The organism is Agrobacterium vitis (genome assembly GCF_014926405.1).
Classification (GTDB): Bacteria; Pseudomonadota; Alphaproteobacteria; order Rhizobiales; family Rhizobiaceae; genus Allorhizobium; species Allorhizobium vitis_H.
The window spans coordinates 699,047-721,221 of record NZ_JACXXJ020000003.1; the positions used below are offsets into that span (position 1 = coordinate 699,047).

Consider the following 22,175-nt stretch of genomic DNA (forward strand, 5'->3'; position numbering starts at 1 on the left):
TCGACAAATAAAATACAAAACTCCAAGCCGCAAAAATCCTTCTCGTCTTGATATCGGCTTCGGATCAAAGCTTGAGATTTACGGTCTGTCTTCCATCGGCGGTGATATAGGAGCGGATCTGCCGCACAATCTGGTCGGCATGGGCTGTAGCCAGCGCATCGGCGCGATCAGCATCACGCTCGATGATTGCCTGGATCATGTCTTCATGCTCGGTGACATATTGCCTTGGCAGCACATCGTTGAAGGACGAATAATAGAGCCGGAGAATCCGGCGGCCCTCATCCAGCAATCGCGTGAAGAGATCCTCGTAATAGCGGTTTTTGCCGGCCTTCGCGATGGCGACGTGGAAATCCCGATTGCTGGCGATCATTGCCAGCACATCGCGCCGCTCGACTGCCTCCGCAAAAACCTCCTGGAAACGGAGGATCTGCTCGATATGATCAGGCGTGTGGTTGAGCGCGGCAAGCCGTGTCGTCACCCGGTACATCAAGGTCAGCGCATCGAAAAATTCCGAGAGGCCTAGAAAGTCGATGGAAGAGACGATGGTGGCGCGGTTGGTCAGCGTGGTGATCAGGCCTTCGGCTGCAAGCCGTACCAGTGCTTCGCGGATCGGCGTGCGCGACAGGGAAAAGCGGTCGGACAGTTGCTGCTCATCGACAGGACTGCCGGGCGCCAGCGTCAGCTCAATGATTTCATTGCGCAAAGTCTCATAGACTGTCGAGACTCCATAGCCACGCCTGTGGATTGGTTTTTCCGTGTCGACCGTTTTATCGTCCAAGAGCCTGTTCCCGATTGCTGCTGATTCATTCCAATCTATCATTTTCGCCGAAAAAAGCCCGAATTGCATTTGTCCCACTTGATTTGACGATCTGGCATCCAACTTTCTGGAAAGATGGGACATCTCATCGTCTCGAAATTGCCAAGCTTGGCACTAAGATGCGTCAATATATTCGGTGCCTTATCGTCGATGATTTTGGCATTGGATGCGGTGTCACAGGGGGAAACGGCACCAAGGGAAGCCGGCGACGGACAAATGGGGGCTTGCAGCCATCAGGCTGCGGATTTTTCACGGATGGAAATTTCAACCGATAGGAGAAGCGCGTGACGATCAAGACGGTTGTCTGGGGTGAGAATATTCATGAGCACCTCAATGAAGTGGTGGGAAATCTTTATCCGGAAGGCATGCATACAGCCATTGCCAAGGCTTTGAACCGGGACAGCGACATCGAGGCCACGACCGCAACCTTGCAGGAGCCCGAGCATGGCCTGAGCACTGAGCGCCTGGAGCAGACCGACGTGCTGATCTGGTGGGGCCACAAGGATCATGGCAGCGTCCGCGACGAGATCGTCGAGCGGGTTGTCGCCCGCGTCCATGAAGGCATGGGCCTGATCGTCCTGCATTCCGGCCATTTCGCCAAGCCGTTCAAACGGCTGATGGGCACGCCCTGCGCCTTGAAATGGCGTGAAGCCGGTGAGCGCGAGCGCGTCTGGACCGTCAATCCCGGCCATCCGATTGCGGCTGGCATACCCGAACAATTCGTGCTGGAAAACGAGGAAATGTACGGCGAGTTCTTTTCCGTGCCGGAGCCTTTGGAAACCGTGTTCATCTCCTGGTTTTCCGGCGGCGAGATTTTTCGCTCCGGCCTGACCTGGCGGCGCGGCGCTGGCAATATCTTCTACTTCCGTCCAGGTCATGAAACCTATCCGACCTATCATAACGAAACGATACAACAGGTGATCTCCAACGCGGTGAAATGGGCGTATAATCCGCGCCCGGCGCTGAAGAGCATTCATGACGCCCCGAATGTGCCGGTCGATCAGGCGCTCGAGCCGATCCAGGAACGGGGTCCGAAATTGCATAAGGCCGGGGAGGCCGGATATCGATGAACACACCCGTCCGTATTCTCATTCTCGGCACCGGCGGCATGGCGAACCGCCATGCCATAGAGTTTGCCACTAATAGCGACGCGCAATTGGTCGGCGCCGTCGATGTCGATATCGCCAAGGTGCGGGGCTTTGCGCTGCGCCATGATATCGCCAATACATTCACCTCGCTGGAGGACGCGCTTGCCTGGGGTGAGTTCGATGCCGTCGCCAATGTCACACCCGACCGGGTCCATTATCCGACGACACTGCAATTGATCGCGGCGGGCAAGCATGTGTTCTGCGAAAAGCCGCTGGCGGAAAGCTTTGAAAAAGCTGATGAGATGGCCCGCAAAGCCAATGCCGCCGGGCTGGTCAATATGGTCAACCTGACCTATCGCAATGTCGCGCCGGTACAGAAGGCCCGACAGCTGGTTCAGGCTGGAGAGATTGGCAAGGTCCGTCATATCGAGGCCTCCTATCTTCAAAGCTGGCTGGTGTCCAAGGCCTGGGGCGACTGGGCAACCGAGGACCAATGGCTCTGGCGGCTGTCCACCAAGCACGGCTCGAACGGGGTGCTGGGCGATGTCGGCATCCATATTCTCGATTTCGCCAGCTATGGCGCGGCAACCGATGTCGAACATATCTTCGCACGGTTGAAGACATTTGAGAAAGCGCCGGGCAACCGGATTGGTGACTATGATCTCGATGCCAATGACAGTTTCACCATGACGGCGGAATTCAGCAATGGCGCCATTGGCGTCGTACATGCCTCGCGCTGGGCGACCGGCCACCTCAATGAATTGCGCCTGCGCATGCATGGCGACAAGGGCGCATTGGAGGTGATCCACACGCCAACGGGCAATACATTGCGCGCCTGCATGGGCGACGATGTGGAAAAAGGCATCTGGACGGAACTGGATGCCGGCACCGTTGCCACCAATTACCAGCGCTTCGTCGAGGCGGTGCTGGAGGGCAAAACCCGCGAACCTGACTTCCGCCATGCGGCTGACCTGCAAAAAGTGCTGGATCTGGCCATGGTGACCGAGTTGGAGCGGCGCGAACATTCCGTTCGCCGTGTTGATGCGGCACCTTCGCTGGCTGCGGTATCATCAAGGTGAGCGGCATGATCCTCTGGCTTTTGTGACGCCGTCACGCCTGTCATCATGTCCAGCCTGCCGAGTAAGGCTGGACGAAATTAAAATTGGCTCTTATAGAGTGTCTTCACAATGAGAGATGCCCGTAGATAAATGAATTTCTGCGTTTACCAAGATACTGGAGCGGAGATACAGGGCTATATCGTCCCTGACGGCTTTTCCACGAAACCCTGCATTCGCGTCCGGCTGAATGACGAGGACAGGGAAACCGAAATCTTGCCGTGGGTTTACGTTGATGGCGCTCGCGCTCTCGGCGCTCACGAGACCGGAAATGTTGGCTTCGTTCTGAACGACGACAATATTCCGGGCATCAGCACCGCGTCAAAGCTGGAGATTTATGATCCTGAAACGAGGCTCACCATCTACCGGCGAGCCCAGCCAGAATATATTCCAAAAAAGGTCTTGCGGATCGAAACATCCTATTTGCCGCACAGAGAGCTGGATTTGGGGGTGAAACCCTATTTCCAGTTTTTCGAATGCGGCGTTGAACGTTTCGGTTTTGAAACCGTTCGCCAGATGCTGGAGATCATTCACCAGCCTTCAGTCTACGTTTCGGGCCGGATTCTGCTGAAAGCCTATCTGGTTTACATCGGCTACAATATCGACACCACAATGCTTGCCTTGCGTGACCCCTTCTATGAGTTGGCGACGCGCATAATCGTTTTCAGCCGATCCAACAAGCATGAGTTTTCCTTCGTTTCGCCGCGCGATAAATTGCTGTTCAAGCCGGTCATGAACCTGTTTGAAGGCTTGGCCTTTCAGGATGAGGAGGCGGTTATCACCGCCATCCGCCACGCGCCAAAAGAAACCCTGAATCTGCTGGCCTCCCCCTTCACTCATCAACTGGTTGCCGCAAACCCGACCGACGTCCCCTCTCTCGACGACGTCACCAAAGCCCTCGATTCTCTATCGCAGTTTACGGTTTTCGATCCCGGTCAGGACGATACCAGTTACCCCAAGCTGATTGCGGCAAACCTGGGCGTACCGGAGAATGTGGTGCAGATGAAGCCACCCGTAGAGACCATCCATCAGCTGGCCGATGTGCTGAGAAAAATCAGCCGTGTTCAGCATCTCCTGGAAGTCGATCTTCTGCTTTACCACTTCATCCAGAGAGCGTGTAAAGATGCAACAGCCGCTTGAGCCGCTGAAACTCGGCTATCGCTCCCATAAAGTCTTCGCTGTCGCCCCGATGATCGACTGGACGGACACATTCTGCCGGCGGTTCCACCGTTTGCTGACCCGCCATGCGCTGCTCTATACGGAAATGATCGTTGCCGATGCCATTCTTCATGGCAAGCGGGATCGCCTGCTGGCTTTTGACGCCAGCGAGCACCCGCTGGCATTGCAACTTGGCGGTTCCGATCCGCATAAGCTGGCGGAAGCCGTGCGGATTGCCAATGACTGGGGCTATGACGAAATCAACCTGAATGTTGGCTGTCCATCCGACCGAGTCCAGGCCGGGACCTTCGGCGCCTGCCTGATGCGCGAACCGCAAACCGTCGAGGCCTGTATCAAGGCGATGAAAGCGGCTTCCACCGTTCCCGTCACCGTCAAATGCCGGATCGGCGTCGACGACCAGGAACCGGGTGATGTTCTGCCGGATTTCATCAAACGGATGATCGGCGCTGGGGCGGACGCCCTGTGGATTCATGCACGCAAGGCCTGGCTTCAAGGACTTAGCCCGAAGGAAAACCGTGACATTCCGCCGTTGGATTATCCGCTGGTTCACCTGATGAAACAGGAGAACCCGGATCTATTCCTTGGGATCAATGGCGGTATTACCGATCTGGATCAGGCCAGCGCGCATTTGCAGGTCATGGATGGTGTTATGGTCGGCCGTGCCGCCTATAACAATGCAACGATGCTGACCGAAGTCGATGCTCGCATTTATGGCGAACCCGTCAAGACTTCCAGCATGGACCTCGTTCGCGACACGATGATGGACTACGCCGCCAGGCATATCGCCGAGGGTGGACGTCTGGTGCATCTGACTCGCCATATGGTCGGGCTGTTTCAGGGCTATGCCGGAGCGCGGCGCTTTCGCCAGATCCTTTCGGCAGACGCACCGAAACCAGGGGCTGGTCCTGATGTGATCGCCGCCGCCTTTGCTGCGGTGGATATCGATGCCGGTCCTGTGCGGGCCGCCTGAAGTCTCACCTCAGATTTTTTGCACACGCCTCATTGAAGGAATGAAACCAGACGCGATAAACGCAAAACGGCGCTCCTTGCGGAACGCCGTTCAAAATCATCCGCCGTGAAGGACGGAGGCGAAACAATCACGCAGCGCGGATGTTTACAGCCTTCGGGCCCTTGCCCATGCGGTCAGCTTCGGTGTCGAAAGTAACTTCCTGGCCATCACGAAGCGTCTGGATGCCAGCAGCCTGGAGAGCGGAAATGTGAACGAAAACGTCCTTCGCGCCGCCTTCCGGGGTGATGAAGCCGAAGCCCTTGTCCTGATTGAAGAATTTTACGGTGCCCTTGATGGCCATGGGAGAAGTCCTTATCCCTTGAGTTTTTAGTTTCGCCACGCCCGGCGGCGGCCGGATGAAGCATGCATCGTCCCTTCGCGAAGAGACAGGTCGGTAAGTCGCGATAACGGGGAAAAGACGTCTACCAGCGGAGGTTAAGCCCCCAAAGCCGAGCAACCCAGAAGATTAAGCGCGGAGATACAATCAGTCCAGTCTCCGGGATCATAAATACCCGAACGCGAAATTATCTACAGGAAATCGCTCAAAGCGGCAAGCATTTATGCGTTTTTTCTGCTGAAATACCCGCTGGAATAGCGGTTTCCATTGCGGCCATAATTGGGTTCAATAGACTACCCCTCAATATCTAGGGGCATTCATTCACGGTCAGATCCAGGCGCATTCCGACATGTTTTCAAAGGCAGTCGGTGTGGTTGTTTGAGTCTGCCTTTTCGAGAAAAGCGGCGGCCAGTTTTCTCTTACTCATCTCTAGCTCCCCTCTTTTGTTTTGGGTCTTTCCTCTCGGACGGCGTCGACGATCCGATTGAAAAGGGTGAACCCGGTGAGATCCTCACAGGCGACCGAAAGCTTCGGCTGCCAATTGGGATAGCTACTGCTGGTTCCCGGAATATTGGTCGGGTTTTCCTCGTCGGTAAGGTCGGCAAGCCGGACAGAGACCAGCATGGAGGCTGTTTTCGCCATGAACCGATGAGCCGCCACCACACACTCATGCAGATCCGGCTGTTCGACACCGTGATCTTGCAACTCTATCCCGGCCAACGCAAAGGCCCGCAGCAGGTCGGCTCGTTCCTGAATGCGGGCGGCCTGCTCCTGGAGTCTTGCCGCTTCCGGCACCAATCCATGGGCCGCGCGTGCTTCGATATCGGCACCGCGCCACCATCCCACCAACGTCTGGTGATCGTGGGTCGAGACGCAGGCAAGCGCCATAACCGGATATTTGTCCGGCGCAATAAAACCGCGCTTGTCTCTTTCATAAGACAGGATGCGATAGGACAGGAGATTGGCATCCGCCATCTGCTGTCGTAACCCCGACGGCACCAGACCGAGATCTTCGCCAATGACCAGGCATTGGTTGCGCAAGGAGGCTTCAGCAATCACGCCCTGGATCTCGCGGGCGGGATAATCAACATAGGCCCCCTCCTCCGGCCCCATATCGGCTGGCACCAGGAACAATCGCTGAATGGCGGCGGCATGATCGATACGCACCGCACCCGCGTAGCGCATCGCGACATCGATCATCTGACGGTAGGGCGAGCGGCGAGAAAAGGCGATCAAGGCCGGCTGCAAGGCGGCCAGCCGCCAATCCTGGCCTTTGACCGCCCAGGGATCGGGTGGGCTGCCGATGCTGGCGCCGCGCAGATAGATGTCCGGTTCGCTCCAGGTCGCCGAGCCATCCAACGCTTCGCCGACCGCGAGGTCGAGGTAAAGGCCGATTCTCAAGCCCGCTTTGCGCGCTTGGGCAGCAACCGTTTCCAGCTGCCGGTGCGCGACCCATTGAAGCCACACATGAAATGCGATCTCCTCGGCATTCTGGCTACGGAAGGCCCGAACGGAGGGATGATCGATATCCTGATACTCCCCAGGCCAGGACATCCAGCCTGCACCGTGGCCACCTTCGCTCATGAATCGGGATAAAGCCTCGAAGAGACCGTGATTTTGTAGAGCATCACCGCTTTCATCGCAGAAACGCTTGAAATCGGCTCTGTCCTGATCGTCATTTCGCTCCAACCGTCTTGAACCGTCCCAGATCCGCCGCAGAACCTCAAGCTTCACACCGGCGACCGCTTTGTAATCGACAAGTTTGGATCGCCGTAAAGCGTCGAGCGTCTCTCTGTCGCTCATGCCTGGATGATAACCCGGCACCAGATCGACAGCGATATAAAGCGGATTGAGAAAGCGCCGGTTGGATGGCTCATAGGGACTGCACCGGGCGGGGTCGGCCAGAAAAGGCGCGTGCAGCGGGTTAAGCCCGATAAAATCGGCTCCTTGATCGGCGGCAAGCATCACCATGCTCTGCAAATCGGCAAAGTCGCCAATCCCCCAATTGCGCACTGATCGCAGTTCATAAAGTTGCAGGCTGATGCCCCAGACACGATCCCGAGCAAGGCAATCGGGCAGATAGCTGCGGCCAGGCTCACCCGCCTCCACGTTGAGAGCCGCCAACAGCCGACGTTTTGTGGCGTCTGAAATCGGAACTTCCGCCTGTTCTATTCCCGGTCTGGCGAGGTTGATCCCATGTCTCTTGGCAAGTCTGTTGATTATTGACGTCATGATCGGGTCCATCCTGAGCGATAGACGCTGTCTGCGGCAGAGGCCGTGCCGCAGACAGCGTCGCGATGTGGGCAGTCACACCACCAACCCATCCTCAAGGGTACGGTTCCATCCATCGGCAACGATTGTCATTGCCGGAGCAGCAAAGCGTTTCAACCAACGCCTGCAAAGGGCTTCCCCCCGCCCTTCGCCTGCACTCTCAACGGCATATGTTTTATTGAATGGAACCACCTGCCGCGTGAGGTGTTTGGCCTTGGTAAACAAATTATGCGGGTGGACGATGACGCAATCACATGCTGCCGAACAACAAGACATCATCAGGGAAACGGTCTCGTCCAGCGCGCCAAACATCTATTATATCCATCCGCTGCTGCTGAAAGGCATGGCGGACTGGAACACCCTGTTTGAGCATGTGCGTGGACTGGGCTTCGATACAGTCCTCAGTGCGCCGCCATTTGCGCGTGCAGCAGGTGCCAGCCTGTTCATATCCAAATCCTTCGACACATTCGACCCCGCCCTTGATCTCCCAGGCAGCAGCGATGAGTGCCTGCGAGAACTGACCAAGGCTGCCCGGGCGCATGGCCTGGACTTTATGCTGGATCTGGTGATTGACCGGGTTGCGACGGAAACGCCACCTGGACAGATTGCCGATCCAAGGATTTCGCCCTTTCATTCCGGCAGCCGCCCCGTCGATTTCACCAGCAGCGATGAAACAACCCATCTGCTGGGTGAATGGCGTGCGCGTATTACACAGTTTACCGCTGCGGGCGTGGCTGGTTTCCGCTGTATTGGCATCGATGCCGCACCTTCATCCTTCTGGCGAGACCTGATCGCAGCCGGTCCGTCGGCCCGGTTCTTCGCCTGGACGCCGGGGACGAGTTTTGAGGCGCGGCGCGCTTTGCAAGGCACAGGCTTTGACGGCTGTTTCTCATCCTTTGCCTGGTGGAATCTCGAGGAACCGTGGTTTGCCGAGGAATACGCGCTGCAACGCGCCCTCGGCATTCAGATCGCTTTTCCCGAAGCCCCTTTTGCCCGGCGGATCGCCCATGGCATGGAAAGCCGTGAGATCACGGAGCGAAAGGCTATCCGCGCCCTTCATCTTGCCGCCGCCTTCGGTCCATTGATGGTGCCGATGGGTTTCGAATTCGGGGTGAGCACCCCGCTCGATCCGACGCATGGCGATGGTCAAGGTATCAGGGGCCTGAAGGATCAGGGCAGCTTCGATCTTTCCGCCAGCATTCGCGCCCTCAACGATCAAGCCGGACAACGGCAGGTTTTTCTCGGAAAACCCTTGCGGATCGTCGCCAAAGCCGGCTCACCAGCCTGCGCCCTGGTGCAATCCGACCGCGAAGACCTTCGGTCGTCGCAGGGCATTCGGATCGTCGCCTTCAATCGCGATCTGCGCACATCAGCGACCCTACCGCTCCATGCGCTTCACGAAATCGCCTCCGGCTTCCTGCCATTGATGCTCGACCAGGGCCAAGCGCCGTCCGAAATTCTGGAGACAGGAAAAATCGGCCCGGGCGGGCTTTGCTTGCTCACCGGGGCACGGGCCGATGCCATCGTGTTTGAGCCCAAAACGACGGCAAGTGATGCCGCCGCCTCACCCCGTCTGGCGATTGAAAATATCCAGCCTTCCGTGGATGACGGGCGTTTCCCCATCAAGCGCGTTGTCGGCGACCGGATCACGGTTGAGGCTGATATTTTTGGCGATGGTCATGACCCGCTTTCTGCCGCCGTGCTCTGGCGGCCCTGCGATAGGGATGACTGGAGCGAAGTCCGCATGGAACTGATCGAAAACGACCGGTGGCGGGGTGAATTTTCAGTGTCACGGCTCGGACGGCATGAATTTATCGTCGAGGCCTGGCGCAATCCATTTGCGATTTTTCATTACGAGCTTTCCAAGAAACATGAGGCAAGGCTGGATCTGAAATTAGAATTGCAGGAGGGCATCGCCCTTGTGCGCCAGGCTTTGGCAAGGGCCGATGGACAACTGGCTTCAGACCTCGAACAGTTGATCGCTCGCCTGGAACAGACCCCTGAACAGCAACGCGCCGATCTGTTGCTGCGAGCCGACACGTTTGCATTGATGGACCGCGCCGATGCCAGGCCTTTCCGGTTGCGCTCGCAGCCGCTTCCCGTCGACGCGGAGCGGTTGGAGGCGGGTTTTGCCAGCTGGTACCAGATTTTCCCCCGCTCCCAAAGCGGCGACAAGGACCGTCACGGCACATTCGCCGATGTTATCAAGCGCTTGCCAGCCATTCGCGCCATGGGTTTCGATGTGGTCTATTTCCCGCCCATCCATCCCATCGGCACGACCAACCGCAAGGGCCGCAACAATAGCCTGAAGGCAGGGCCGAACGATCCCGGCAGCCCCTATGCCATCGGCTCCGCCGATGGCGGCCATGACGCCATCCATCCACAGCTCGGAACCTTCGAGGATTTCAGAATTCTGGTCACTGCGGCCCGCGATGAGGGGTTGGAGATCGCGCTTGACCTCGCCATCCAGGCATCACCCGATCACCCATGGCTGACGCAGCATCCCGGTTGGTTCGACTGGCGTCCTGATGGCACGATCCGCTATGCGGAAAATCCGCCGAAGAAATACGAGGATATCGTCAACGTCGATTTCTACGCCAAGGACGCCGTTCCCGCGCTTTGGCAGGCCTTGCGCGACATTGTCGAGATGTGGGTCGGCGAAGGCGTCAAACTGTTTCGCGTCGACAATCCGCACACCAAGCCTTTTCCGTTTTGGGAGTGGCTGATCGGCGATATCCGCGCCCGTCACCCGGAGGTGGTCTTCCTGTCGGAAGCCTTTACCAAGCCGAAGGTGATGTACAGGCTGGCCAAGATCGGCTTTTCGCAATCTTATACCTATTTCACCTGGCGCAATCTGCGCTGGGAGCTCGAGCAATATATGCTCGAACTGACGACCCAGGCACCGAAGGAATTCTTCCGGCCGCATTTCTTCGTCAACACCCATGACATCAACCCGGATTTTCTGCAAAACGCGCCGCGCTCGGCCTATCTGATCCGGGCGGGCCTGGCTGCGACGCTTTCCGGGCTTTGGGGCGTCTATAACGGCTTTGAACTGTGCGAAGGCCGCCCGGATGCCAAGCGCAAGGAATATGCCGACAGCGAAAAATACGAGATCACCGCCTGGGACTGGGACCGGCCCGGCAATATCATTGCCGAGATTACCATGCTGAACCGCATTCGCAGCGAAAACGCGGCGCTGCATTCCCATCTCGGCCTGACGCTGCTGCCCTCTTCCAACGATCAGGTGATGTTTTTCGAAAAGGCCAGTCCGGGCCGCGAAAACGTTTTGCTCGTGGCAGTCAGCCTCGACCCGCACAATGACCAGACCAGCACAGTCGAGCTGCCTTTGTGGCGCTGGGGCCTGCCCGATAGCGGCAGTCTCGCGCTCGAGGATCTGGTGACAATGAGAAAATTCACGTGGACAGGCAAATGGCAGACGGTCGGTTTTAACCCGCATGTCCTGCCGTTCAGCATTTACCGCGTCAGGTGAGGAGATTTCCGATGGAACAACAACATCAGCAGGCCGAGACCGATCCGCTTTGGTATAAGGATGCAATTATCTATCAATTGCACATCAAGTCCTTTTACGATGGCAATGGCGATGGGATCGGCGACTTCAAGGGTTTGACGGAAAAGCTCGACCATATCGCCTCGCTTGGCATTACCGCCATCTGGATCTTGCCGTTCTTTCCCTCGCCACGGCGCGATGATGGCTATGATATCGCCGATTACGGCAATGTCAGCCCGGACTACGGCACAATGGACGATTTCCGCGCCTTCGTGGATGCCGCCCACGCCCGCGATATGCGCGTCATCATCGAATTGGTGATCAACCACACATCCGACCAGCATCCCTGGTTTGAGCGAGCCCGCAATGCGCCCGCCGGTTCGCCGGAACGGGATTTCTATGTCTGGTCGGAGACCGATCAGAAGTTTCCGGAGACGCGGATCATCTTTCTCGATACGGAAAAGTCCAACTGGACCTGGGACCCGGTAGCTGGCGCCTATTACTGGCACCGCTTCTACTCCCACCAGCCGGACCTGAATTTCGACAATCCGGCTGTGCTGGACGAGTTGATCACGGTCATGCGCTTCTGGCTCGATACCGGCATTGATGCCTTCCGGCTCGACGCCATTCCTTACCTTGTCGAGCGCGAGGGGACCAATAACGAGAACCTGCCGGAAACCCACGCGATCCTGAAGAAGATCCGCGCGGCAATGGACGAAGGTCATCCGGGCAAGATGCTGCTGGCTGAGGCCAATCAATGGCCTGAAGATACCCAGGAATATTTCGGCGACGGCGACGAATGCCATATGGCCTTCCACTTCCCGCTGATGCCGCGCATGTATATGGCGATTGCCAAAGAAGATCGTTTTCCGATCACCGACATCATGCGGCAGACACCTGAGATTCCCGATAATTGCCAATGGGCGATTTTCCTGCGCAATCACGACGAACTGACGCTGGAAATGGTCACCGACGCCGAGCGGGACTATTTGTGGAACACCTATGCCGCTGACCGCCGCGCCCGCATCAATCTCGGCATTCGCCGCCGCTTGGCGCCCCTGATGGAGCGCGACCGCCGCCGCATCGAGCTGATGAATGCGCTGCTGCTGTCGATGCGCGGCACGCCGGTGATCTATTACGGCGACGAGATTGGCATGGGCGATAATATCTATCTCGGCGACCGCGACGGGGTGCGCACACCGATGCAATGGTCCCCGGATCGCAATGGCGGGTTTTCCCGCGCCGACCCGGCCCGTCTGGTCCTGCCGCCGCTGATGGACCCCCTCTATGGCTATGAGGCGGTCAATGTTGAAGCACAGTCGGCTGATGCCCATTCGCTGCTGAACTGGAGCCGCCATATGCTGGCGCTCCGGCGTAAATTTACTGCATTCGGACGCGGCACATTGCGGTTCCTATCACCGGCCAACCGCAAGATCATCGCCTATCTGCGCGAATATGAGGGCGAAGTGCTACTGTGTGTCGCCAATCTGTCGCGTCTGCCGCAGGCAGTCGAGCTGGATCTGGCCGAATTCGAAAAGCGTATTCCCATTGAGCTGACCGGCATGTCGGCCTTTCCCCCGATCGGCCAGCTGACCTACCTCCTGACCCTGCCACCCTATGGTTTCTTCTGGTTCAAGCTGTCAGGCGAGACGGACGCGGATGGGCCAACCTGGCGCACAGAGCCACCGGAGCAATTGCCGGATTTCGTTACCATCGTCATGCGGCGCGAGCTTGCCCAATTGCTGGACGAGCCTGGTATCCAAGAGACGATTTCGCGTGAAATCCTGCCTGCCTATCTTGCCAAGCGCCGGTGGTTTGCCTCCAAGGGCGAAAGGGTGAAGCGCGCCTCGCTGATCTCGACCATTCCGATGCCCTTCGGCAATGACCTGCTGCTGGGTGAGTTGGAAACCGAGTTGGAAGATCGCGTTGAGCGGTATTTTCTACCGTTCGCCATCGCCTGGGACGATGAGAACCCCCATGCGCTTGCCCAGCAATTGGCCTTTGCAAGAGTGCGGAAAGGACGCCGGGTTGGCTTCCTGACGGATGGCTTTGCCATGCAAAGCATGGCGCGCGGCGTCATCAGGGCTTTGCGCGAACGCTCCAGCATTTCCAGTAAAAGCGGTTCCATCGATTTCATCGGCACCGAACAACTCGATGGCATCGAGCTGTCCGACGACATGCAGGTCAAATGGCTATCAGCCGAACAATCCAATAGTTCGTTGATCATCGGCGACATGGCGATGATCAAGCTCATCCGTCACATCCATCAGGGCATTCACCCGGAAGTGGAAATGACCCGCCACCTGACGCGGCTTGGCTACGCTAACACTGCACCACTGCTGGGAGAGGTCGTCAGGGTTTCACCTGAAGATGAGCGCTCGACATTGATCATCATCCAGGGCGCCATCCGCAATCAGGGCGATGCCTGGACCTGGATGCTCGACACGCTCAGGCAAACGCTCGAACAAAGCATGGTTGCCGGTCAGGATGATGACGCCGAGCAAGAGCGGTTCAACCCGCTGTTCAATCAGGCAGCCGTGATCGGAAAGCGGCTTGGCGAGTTGCATGTGGCACTGGCCAAGCACACAGACGACCCGGCTTTCGCGCCGGTCGCAATGAGTGATGAGGATGTCTCCGTTTGGGCGCGATCAGTCATGGCTCGCGTTGCCGACTGCCTGGACAGAGTGTCTGCGATTGGTCATGGCAGCGACAGTGATGGTCTCGATACTGAAACCATCAGGGTCAGCACCATGTTGGCGGACCGTCGGGAGCAGATCTTGAGCGCGGTCGGTACCCTCGCGAGTGTTGCCAAGGACACGCTGATGATCCGCAACCACGGCGATTTCCATCTGGGCCAGATCCTGGTTGCCGAAGACGATGTCTATATCATCGATTTCGAAGGCGAACCGGCCCGCCCGCTTGCCGAACGGCGGGCAAAGACCAATCCGCTGCGCGACGTGGCAGGACTGATCCGGTCGCTGAGCTATCTCGCTGCTTCCGCCGATACGGGCCGCGAGATCGTCGTCCAGGGCGACAGTGCAGCAAGAGCCGCGCTGATCGAGGCGTTTCGCAAGAAGGCCGAGACGCATTTCCTCGACAGCTATTTCACGGCAGTCGACGGAGAACCATCACTGGCAATGGACCCTGAAAAACGCCGCGAGATCCTCGACCTGTTCCTGCTGGAAAAGGCCGCCTATGAAATCGGCTATGAAGCCAGCAATCGGCCCGGCTGGATCGCTATTCCGCTTGCCGGGTTTGCCGACATTGCCGAACGGCTGACGGAGAATTCCCTATGACGATTGCCACGAGCGACTTGCTATCCGGCATCGATGCCCAGGCGGTTCAAGCCCTCATCGACGGCAGACACGGCGATCCCTTTTCCATTCTGGGACCGCATCGGGCAGATGGGGAAACGGTGGTCCGGGCGATTTTTCCGGGTGCGCTCGGCGTTGAAATGCTCGACAGAAACAGCAACGCCCCTGTGGGCCGACTGAATCTGGTGCATCCGGGCGGCCTGTTTGCGGGAGAGCTTCGCTCCTCCTCGCGCTACCGATTTCGGATCGAATGGCAGGGCGCAGTGCAGATTGCCGAAGACCCCTATGCCTTCGGCCTGCTGCTCGGCGATATGGACCTGCATCTGATCGCCGAGGCCACCCATTACGATCTCGCCCGCACGCTGGGGGCCAACCCGAGAGAGATGGATGGGGTGGCAGGGGTAGGCTTTGCCGTGTGGGCGCCAACTGCACAGCGCGTCTCGGTGGTTGGCGATTTCAACTCCTGGGATGGGCGGCGCAATCCGATGCGCCTGCGCCAATCCGGCGGCATCTGGGAATTGTTCGTTCCGGGCATCGGTCCAGGCGAGCGCTACAAATATGAATTGATCGACGCGCAAGGCAATGTGCTGCCGCAAAAGGCCGATCCGGTCGCCAAAGCCAGCGAAGCGGCACCGGGAACGGCCTCCATCGTCGCGTCAAACACGCCGTTCGCCTGGACGGACCAAGCCTGGATGACCCGGCAGACCGCCGATTCCGCCGCCCGTGAGCCGATCTCGATCTATGAAGTGCATCTCGGCTCATGGCTGCGGATCGCTGAAGATGGCAATCGCTGGCTCGACTGGGTGGAGCTGAGCCAGCGGCTGGTGCCCTACGTCAAATCCATGAATTTCACCCATATTGAATTATTGCCGATCACCGAACATCCGTTCGGCGGTTCCTGGGGTTATCAGCCGCTCGGCCTGTTTTCTCCCACCGGACGCTATGGCACGCCGGAGGATTTGGCCTATTTCATCGACCGCTGCCATGCCAGCGGCGTCGGCGTCCTTCTCGATTGGGTACCAGCCCATTTTCCGACCGATGTCTGGGGCCTGGCGCGCTTCGATGGCAGCGCGCTTTATGAGCATGAAGATCCGCGCGAGGGCTTTCATCGGGACTGGAACACGCTGATCTACAATCTCGGTCGCAAGGAGGTGAAAGGCTTTCTGATCTCCAGCGCCTTCGAGTGGCTGGAGCATTTCCATATCGACGGGCTGCGGGTCGATGCGGTCGCCTCGATGCTCTACCGCGACTATAGCCGCAATGACGGCGAATGGATTCCCAACCAATTCGGCGGCCGGGAAAATCTCGAATCCGTCGAGTTCTTCAAGCATTTGAACAGCGTCGTTCACAGCCGCTGCCCGCATGCGCTGATGATTGCCGAGGAATCAACCGCCTGGCCGGGCGTGACCAAATCACCGGAAGACGGCGGCCTCGGCTTCGATTTCAAATGGAACATGGGCTGGATGCATGACAGCCTGTCCTACATCGAAGAAGATCCGGTCTATCGCAAATATCATCACGGCACGATGACCTTCAGCATGGTCTATCAATATTCCGAGCGGTTTGTGCTGCCGCTTTCCCATGATGAAGTTGTGCATGGCAAAGGCTCGTTGCTGGGTAAAATGCCCGGCGACCATTGGCAGAAGCTTGCCAATCTCAGGGCCTATTATGGGTTCATGTGGGCGCATCCCGGCAAGAAACTGGTATTTATGGGCTGCGAGATCGGTCAGGACATCGAGTGGAACCACGATCAATCCATCTCCTGGGATTTGATGGACCGACCGGATCACGCCGGAGTTCAGACGCTGGTTGCCAAGCTAAACGGGCTGTATCAGCAGGAAAAGGCCCTGCAATTCAGCGATCTCGACCCCGCCGGATTTGAATGGGCGATTGCCGACGATGCCGAAAATTCGGTGATCGCCATGCTGCGCTATGACGAGAACCGGGAGAATTGTATTCTGGCGATCTCGAATTTCACCCCGATCTTGCGCCATGACTACCGTGTCGGCGTTCCCATGCAAGGACGCTGGATGGAAATCTTCAACAGCGATTCAAGTGAGTTTGGAGGATCAGGACAGGGCAAGGGTGACGTCTCAGCCGAGCCGCACCCGGCCCATGGCAGGGAATTTTCGATAAACCTCGCCCTGCCACCACTGGCGACACTCTTTCTGAAATGGGTGTCCGAGTAATATCAATGCCGGTCATGGCGGCATTGATCGTGATCGGCCAGAACCTCGATGACCCGGCATTCGGCAATCGTGCCATGCGAACAGCCGGTGATCATTCGCTCCAACTCGGTTTTCAACGCCTTTAGACGGTCGATCCGTTCCTCGACATCGGCAAGCCGTTGTCTTGCAATCGAATCAGCCGGTGAGCAGGATTGACCGGGCTTATCCTGAAGATCAAGCAGGGTGCGAATGGCATCGACCTCGAAGCCAAGCTCGCGGGCATGGCGGATGAAGGTCAGCCTCTGCAAATGAGCCGCGCTGTAAAGCCTGCGGTTTCCATCCGTGCGCGGCGGCTGCGGCACGAGGCCGACCTGTTCGTAATACCGGATCGTCGCTACCTTGACGCCACTGATCCGCGCCGCCTCGCCAATTGCAATATTCATCGATTTAGCCCTTGCTCCTCTAGTCACTAGAGAATGTAGGATCGGTTCGACACAATGACAAGGACGAACCGATGGCAACCGAACAGACCACCCGCTTCCGCGTCGAGGGCATGGATTGCGCCTCCTGCGCGGCAAAAATCGACACGGCAGCGCGCCGTGTGGCCGGTATTACCGATGTCCGGGTTTCGGTGACGGCACAGACCATGGCGGTCGTCCACGATGGCGATGCCGATCTGGTGACGCTTGCCGACAAAGTAACCGGCCTTGGCTACAAGACCACCCGCCTCGCCGCTTCCGTTCCACAACACGATCACCAGCACGATAACGCGCATGGCTCCACCTGCACGGGCCATCATGATGGCGAGGCGCATCATCATCATCACGATGAGCATAATCATGAGGGGCATGACCATGAGGGACATGACCACGCCTCTCATAGTGGCGGCCTGCACAGCCATCAGCATGATGCCGGACCCACGACAGCCGTTTGGTGGCGCACACAAAAGGCCGGGCAGGTCGCAACGAGCGGTGCTGCACTCGTTATTGCCATGCTCATCGGCCATCTCGTGCCCTCCCTCTCCTTCTGGGCTTTTCTGGCGGCCATCGCCATCGGTATCGTGCCGATTGCCCGCCGTGCGGTGATGGCCGCGCTGGCTGGAACGCCGTTTTCCATCGAAATGCTGATGACCATCGCCTCTATCGGCGCCATCATCATCGGTGCGACCGAGGAAGCAGCAACTGTGGTGTTCCTGTTTCTCGTCGGTGAATTGCTCGAAGGCTTTGCTGCCGGGCGGGCGCGGGCCAGTATTCAAGGCCTGACCAAGCTGGTTCCCGATACGGCGCGGATCGAGCGGAATGGCCGCATTGAAGACGTGGCCGCCGCCAGCCTGACACTCGGCACCATCGTCATCGTGCGGCCCGGCGACCGGGTTCCTGCCGATGGCGAGATTATCGATGGCACCAGCGCGATCAATGAAGCCCCTGTCACCGGCGAGAGCCTGCCGAAAACCAAGGGCGTAGGGGAAGGCGTTTTTGCCGGAACGGTGAATGGCGAAGGAACGCTTCGCGTCAAGGTGACGGCCACAGCAGCTGACAACACCATTGCCCGCGTTGTCCGTCTGGTCGAGGAAGCCCAGGAGAGCAAAGCGCCAACCGAGCGCTTCATCGACCGGTTTTCGCGATACTACACACCCGCTGTAACGCTATTGGCCGCGCTGGTGGCAATCCTGCCGCCGCTGTTCTGGGATGGGGACTGGAGCCTCTGGCTCTATAAAGGTCTGGCAATCCTGCTGATCGGCTGCCCTTGCGCTCTGGTGATCTCCACACCCGCTGCCATTGCCGCCGGTCTTTCCGCCGGTGCGCGTCGTGGCCTGCTGATGAAGGGCGGCGCGGTTCTCGAAAATGTCGGACGGATCACCGCCATCGCGCTCGACAAGACGGGAACGCTGACAGAGGGTAAGCCGAAGGTGACTGATATCATCGCGTTTGGCGGCGCAGTCGAAGAGAACGTGCTGGCCGATGCGGCAGCCCTTGAAATGGGGTCGAGCCATCCGCTGGCCCGGGCGATTATCGAGGCCGCCACCGACCGCGCCATTTACATACCAACGGCAAACGAGACCGGCGCTATCGCTGGCAAGGGCGTGCGCGGCACGGTGGGTGGCATCAGCCTCTTCCTCGGATCGGCCAGTGCCGCCGCCGAAATGACCCCTGTTTCCGCTGAGATCGTCACCCGGATCGAAAAACTGAGTGCGGAAGGGAAATCTGTCTCTCTGCTGGTGAAGAACGGGTCAGTCACGGGGCTGATCGCGCTGCGCGACGAGCCGCGCCCCGATGCCCGCCAGGGATTGGACGCACTGAAGGCCGCCGGTATTCGCCCGGTCATGCTGACCGGCGACAATGCCGCTACGGCCCGGGCCATTGCAACCCTGCTTGATATCGAACCTCGTGCCGATCTGCTGCCGCAAGACAAGCAGGCTATCGTCCGCGACATGCAGGCGAAAGGCGAGCGGGTCGCCAAGGTCGGAGACGGCATCAACGACGCCCCCGCTCTCGCCGCCGCCGATATCGGCATCGCCATGGGCGGCGGAACGGATGTGGCATTGGAAACCGCCGATGCGGCCATTCTGCATGGAAGGGTGATGGACCTAGCCGACATGGTCATGCTGTCGCGGCAGGTGATGGGCAATATCCGTGAAAATATCACCATTGCCATCGGGCTGAAAGCCGTCTTCCTGGTGACGACAATCATCGGCATTACCGGTCTCTGGCCAGCAATCCTCGCCGATACCGGTGCCACCGTTCTCGTCACCGCCAACGCCATGCGCCTGTTGCGCTGGCGCGGCAGCGCAAAGGCCGCCTGACTGGGCATATGCGGACTGACAGTCCGATACAAAATCACCCCGATATCCAAGAGATATCGGGGTGCGACTATGATAGGTCTATGACAGCACCGAGCGTTTTATACATCACCCGGCGCGGTAACGTTTTCGATCTACTGAAAAATTCCAGCAGATCATTTGCTCTTGGTGCGCCAGCTCTCGGCATAGGTCTCGCGGGCCTGGCGCGCATAAGGTGTCGGAGAGATCCGCACGCGGATTTTCGCCTGCTTGTGCGGGCGCTCGGTCGAAGTCTTGCCGCTGCCGCCGTCTGGTTCACCCCAGATCAACGTCAGCACGTCGCCTTCCTTGACATCGGCATCGACAATGCCGAGCGACAGAATGCAGCGCTCATTGTAGGAATAACCGCCAAACATTGACAGGCCCACCGTCTTGCCCGCGTTATTGACGATCATGTCGGCGCTGGTTGAGGCGTAGTTCAGCACGGGGAAATCGATCCACTTGTAGCTGTCTTCGCCCGGACGGAAGGCAGAGGCGATCACTTCGACCACATCCTCGGCATTCCATTCGAAGGTGACTTTCTTGCGGTTGGTCTGGCCCTTGATCTTTTCAAGCGCTGCCTTACCGATGAAATCATCCTTCTTCCAGCCGATGTAGAAATCATAGCCAAGCTCGAACGGATTGACGTAATAATCCTCAATATTGGTGGAGACGAAACTGCCACCAATCGGACCATTGGCCTCATAGCTGTCAGCACCCAGCCATTGACGATAGTCGGCGAGCATACCATCGCCGGTATAGATGCCGGGAAGCGGCGAGGGAATCCAGCCGCTCTCCAGCGTGTTGGTGGAATAGGCGCGGCTGCCGCAGCGCACCAGATCGACATTGGCATCCTTTGCCGCTTCGAGAATACAGGACAGGATGTAATTCTTGTCCTCATACGGCCCCCAGATTTCCAGGCCCGGCGCGCCGGACATGCCATGGCGAAGCGCCTGCACCTTCTTGGAGCCGACATTGATCCAATCGACGTGGAAAAACTTGATCTCCGGAACCGGCCCGCCATTGATCTTCTCAAAGATCTTCGGGGCTTCCGGCCCCTGGATCTGGTAGCGATAATGGGTGCGCAACACCCGTTCGCCTTCCGGGCGGGACGGTGAACGCGGATCGTGCTTGAGGCGGACGTTCCATTTGCCATAAGCGGCACAGAACATCAGCCAGTTCGAGGTCGGGGCGCGGCCGACCAGGATGAACTTGTCCTGTCGTTCGCGGAAGATAATGTGGTCACCGATCACATGACCGTTCGGCGTGACCGGAACGAAGTGCTTGGCCCGGTTGAGACCGAAATTCGCAAAGGAATTGATGCCGTGATGGCTGAGAAATTTCTCTGCATCCGGTCCCTCGACAATCAATTCATCCATGTGGTGGGATTGGTCGAACAGCACGGCGGAATTGCGCCAGGCCACTTGTTCGGAGCGCCAATTGCTGAATTCGGGTGTCACAACCGGGTATACATACATCCCGACCGGCGAATTGCGCAACCGGCCGACAATGTCGGAATTATCCTGCAAAATATCGTGGAGACTGCTTGCTGCCATCGTGCCCTCCCAAGGCGCTGTTCAGTGTGTATACATTGATGCCAACCCTTGAGCAGAATGCAAGCCCGTTTCTGAAGCTTTTTTGTGGCCATCACGATTAACACACAACACTGCGCGAAACGGTCAGCGGCGAATAAGCGCCATGCCCGGGATCTTGTCGATCAATCCAGGCGCTTCCTTGAAAAGGTAATCGAGATTCCGCCGCGCGGTCCTGGCATGTTCACGAGCGATAGCTTCCGCGCGCGCGCCCTCGCGAGCTGTGATGGCCTCAACCAGACCGCGATGCTGCTCCTGCGCCGACCGCAAGGAGCGGCGGAAAGCCGCAATATCCATCCGGTTGGGCAGGAAAGCGGAGGGCGAAGCGAAGGGCAAGGCGCAGGCCCGTTCCACCTCGCGGCGCATTACTTCGCTTGCGCAAAGGGCGGCCAATTGACGATGAAAAATTTCGTTGAGATCGGCATAGGCATCGAAGTCAACGTCATCGACATAGGGGCCAAAACACTGATCTAGCTTAATAATTGTCTCAGAAATCGCAGAGAGCGCCTCCGCATCAGGCCCACGCTCTGCGGCCAGCCTTGCCGCCGCCCCCTCCAGGACGCCCCGCAACTCGATAGCATCAATAACATCATCATAACCGAACCGGCGCACCACAAAACCGCCATTCGGCAAGCGATCCAGCAAGCCTTCCTCGGCCAGCCGTGACAGGGCTTCGCGCACCGGCGTGCGGGAAATATCGAGCGCCTCCGCCAGCGACACCTCAAACAACCGCGTCCCGCCGGTGAGATGTCCGCTGATGATTTTTTCGCGCAATTCGATCACCGCACGGCGGCCATGGGTGGCGGTATCCACCAGTTTTACCGAGGCTTTCGTATCCTTCTGCATCCTGACAAAGCCCCTTTCCAAACCAATCAATTCCCCCGACCCGCTGCCGCGCAGCGGCAAGCAGCAGACGCAATTTTTCTAATTTAATGTATACATGGAAAAGCTGCAATGAC

Annotated in this window: 14 protein-coding genes; 8 read left to right on the forward strand and 6 right to left on the reverse strand. The window is 58.2% G+C overall.

Annotated elements, in window-relative coordinates; all coding sequences use genetic code 11:
* Positions 1 to 64: 64 nt before the first annotated feature.
* Positions 65 to 778 (reverse strand): GntR family transcriptional regulator, encoded by a 714-nt coding sequence (locus IEI95_RS04635; RefSeq protein WP_156537260.1) that lies wholly within the window; start codon positions 776 to 778, stop codon positions 65 to 67.
* Positions 779 to 1,101: 323 nt separating this feature from the next.
* Between IEI95_RS04635 and IEI95_RS04640 the strand changes: the two genes are divergently transcribed.
* From IEI95_RS04640 to dusA, 4 genes are all read left to right on the forward strand, one after another.
* Complete coding sequence (locus tag IEI95_RS04640; RefSeq protein WP_012653914.1) at positions 1,102 to 1,887, forward strand: ThuA domain-containing protein; 786 nt, start codon at positions 1,102 to 1,104, stop codon at positions 1,885 to 1,887.
* A complete protein-coding gene (locus IEI95_RS04645) occupies positions 1,884 to 2,984 on the forward strand; it encodes a Gfo/Idh/MocA family protein (protein ID WP_071203972.1) in 1,101 nt (366 codons plus the stop codon). The genes IEI95_RS04640 and IEI95_RS04645 overlap by 4 nt, the downstream gene beginning before the upstream one ends.
* A 252-nt stretch (positions 2,985 to 3,236) precedes the next feature.
* Positions 3,237 to 4,160 (forward strand): hypothetical protein, encoded by a 924-nt coding sequence (locus IEI95_RS04650; protein WP_194416036.1) that lies wholly within the window; start codon positions 3,237 to 3,239, stop codon positions 4,158 to 4,160.
* Entirely contained in the window at positions 4,144 to 5,169 is a 1,026-nt protein-coding gene (dusA, locus tag IEI95_RS04655; RefSeq protein WP_194416038.1) for a tRNA dihydrouridine(20/20a) synthase DusA, read from the forward strand. Before IEI95_RS04650 ends, dusA begins: the two co-directional genes overlap by 17 nt.
* Before the next feature lie 127 nt (positions 5,170 to 5,296).
* On the opposite strand, the gene IEI95_RS04660 is transcribed toward dusA, so the two are convergent.
* Positions 5,297 to 5,509 (reverse strand): cold-shock protein, encoded by a 213-nt coding sequence (locus IEI95_RS04660; protein ID WP_012653910.1) that lies wholly within the window; start codon positions 5,507 to 5,509, stop codon positions 5,297 to 5,299.
* Positions 5,510 to 5,974: 465 nt separating this feature from the next.
* Positions 5,975 to 7,777 carry a 4-alpha-glucanotransferase gene (malQ, locus tag IEI95_RS04665; protein WP_234934161.1) on the reverse strand — a complete coding sequence of 601 codons (1,803 nt, stop codon included), beginning with the start codon at positions 7,775 to 7,777 and terminating at the stop codon, positions 5,975 to 5,977.
* Between the two features lie 280 nt (positions 7,778 to 8,057).
* Between malQ and IEI95_RS04670 the strand changes: the two genes are divergently transcribed.
* The 3 genes from IEI95_RS04670 to glgB are packed head-to-tail and all read left to right on the forward strand — an operon-like array spanning position 8,058 to position 16,827.
* On the forward strand, positions 8,058 to 11,306 hold the full coding sequence (locus IEI95_RS04670) for a maltotransferase domain-containing protein (protein WP_194416043.1): 3,249 nt from the start codon (positions 8,058 to 8,060) through the stop codon (positions 11,304 to 11,306).
* Between the two features lie 11 nt (positions 11,307 to 11,317).
* Entirely contained in the window at positions 11,318 to 14,620 is a 3,303-nt protein-coding gene (gene treS, locus IEI95_RS04675) for a maltose alpha-D-glucosyltransferase (RefSeq protein WP_156532713.1), read from the forward strand.
* Positions 14,617 to 16,827, forward strand: a complete 2,211-nt coding sequence (gene glgB / locus IEI95_RS04680; RefSeq protein ID WP_156532711.1) for a 1,4-alpha-glucan branching protein GlgB — start codon at positions 14,617 to 14,619, stop codon at positions 16,825 to 16,827. Before treS ends, glgB begins: the two co-directional genes overlap by 4 nt.
* Before the next feature lie 2 nt (positions 16,828 to 16,829).
* On the opposite strand, the gene IEI95_RS04685 is transcribed toward glgB, so the two are convergent.
* Entirely contained in the window at positions 16,830 to 17,249 is a 420-nt protein-coding gene (locus tag IEI95_RS04685; protein WP_071203963.1) for a MerR family transcriptional regulator, read from the reverse strand.
* 71 nt (positions 17,250 to 17,320) lie between these two features.
* On the opposite strand from IEI95_RS04685, the gene IEI95_RS04690 reads away from it, so the two are divergent.
* Positions 17,321 to 19,609, forward strand: a complete 2,289-nt coding sequence (locus tag IEI95_RS04690; protein ID WP_156532709.1) for a heavy metal translocating P-type ATPase — start codon at positions 17,321 to 17,323, stop codon at positions 19,607 to 19,609.
* A gap of 152 nt (positions 19,610 to 19,761) precedes the next feature.
* Here the strand turns inward: IEI95_RS04690 and ligM are convergent, their stop codons facing one another.
* On the reverse strand, positions 19,762 to 21,180 hold the full coding sequence (ligM, locus tag IEI95_RS04695) for a vanillate/3-O-methylgallate O-demethylase (protein ID WP_194416045.1): 1,419 nt from the start codon (positions 21,178 to 21,180) through the stop codon (positions 19,762 to 19,764).
* A 123-nt stretch (positions 21,181 to 21,303) separates the two neighbouring features.
* Positions 21,304 to 22,062: a GntR family transcriptional regulator gene (locus IEI95_RS04700; RefSeq protein WP_156537269.1), complete on the reverse strand. Its 759-nt coding sequence runs from the start codon at positions 22,060 to 22,062 to the stop codon at positions 21,304 to 21,306.
* Positions 22,063 to 22,175 lie beyond the last annotated feature (113 nt).

What these genes read in the sequence shown, in the direction of transcription:
- IEI95_RS04645 (WP_071203972.1), top strand. Translation starts at nt 1,884, where the DNA reads ATGAACACACCCGTCCGTATTCTCATTCTCGGCACCGGCGGCATGGCG.
- dusA (WP_194416038.1), top strand. Translation starts at nt 4,144, where the DNA reads ATGCAACAGCCGCTTGAGCCGCTGAAACTCGGCTATCGCTCCCATAAA.
- IEI95_RS04660 (WP_012653910.1), bottom strand. Translation starts at nt 5,509, where the DNA reads ATGGCCATCAAGGGCACCGTAAAATTCTTCAATCAGGACAAGGGCTTC.
- malQ (WP_234934161.1), bottom strand. Translation starts at nt 7,777, where the DNA reads ATGACGTCAATAATCAACAGACTTGCCAAGAGACATGGGATCAACCTC.
- IEI95_RS04670 (WP_194416043.1), top strand. Translation starts at nt 8,058, where the DNA reads ATGACGCAATCACATGCTGCCGAACAACAAGACATCATCAGGGAAACG.
- treS (WP_156532713.1), top strand. Translation starts at nt 11,318, where the DNA reads ATGGAACAACAACATCAGCAGGCCGAGACCGATCCGCTTTGGTATAAG.
- glgB (WP_156532711.1), top strand. Translation starts at nt 14,617, where the DNA reads ATGACGATTGCCACGAGCGACTTGCTATCCGGCATCGATGCCCAGGCG.
- IEI95_RS04685 (WP_071203963.1), bottom strand. Translation starts at nt 17,249, where the DNA reads ATGAATATTGCAATTGGCGAGGCGGCGCGGATCAGTGGCGTCAAGGTA.
- IEI95_RS04690 (WP_156532709.1), top strand. Translation starts at nt 17,321, where the DNA reads ATGGCAACCGAACAGACCACCCGCTTCCGCGTCGAGGGCATGGATTGC.
- ligM (WP_194416045.1), bottom strand. Translation starts at nt 21,180, where the DNA reads ATGGCAGCAAGCAGTCTCCACGATATTTTGCAGGATAATTCCGACATT.
- IEI95_RS04700 (WP_156537269.1), bottom strand. Translation starts at nt 22,062, where the DNA reads ATGCAGAAGGATACGAAAGCCTCGGTAAAACTGGTGGATACCGCCACC.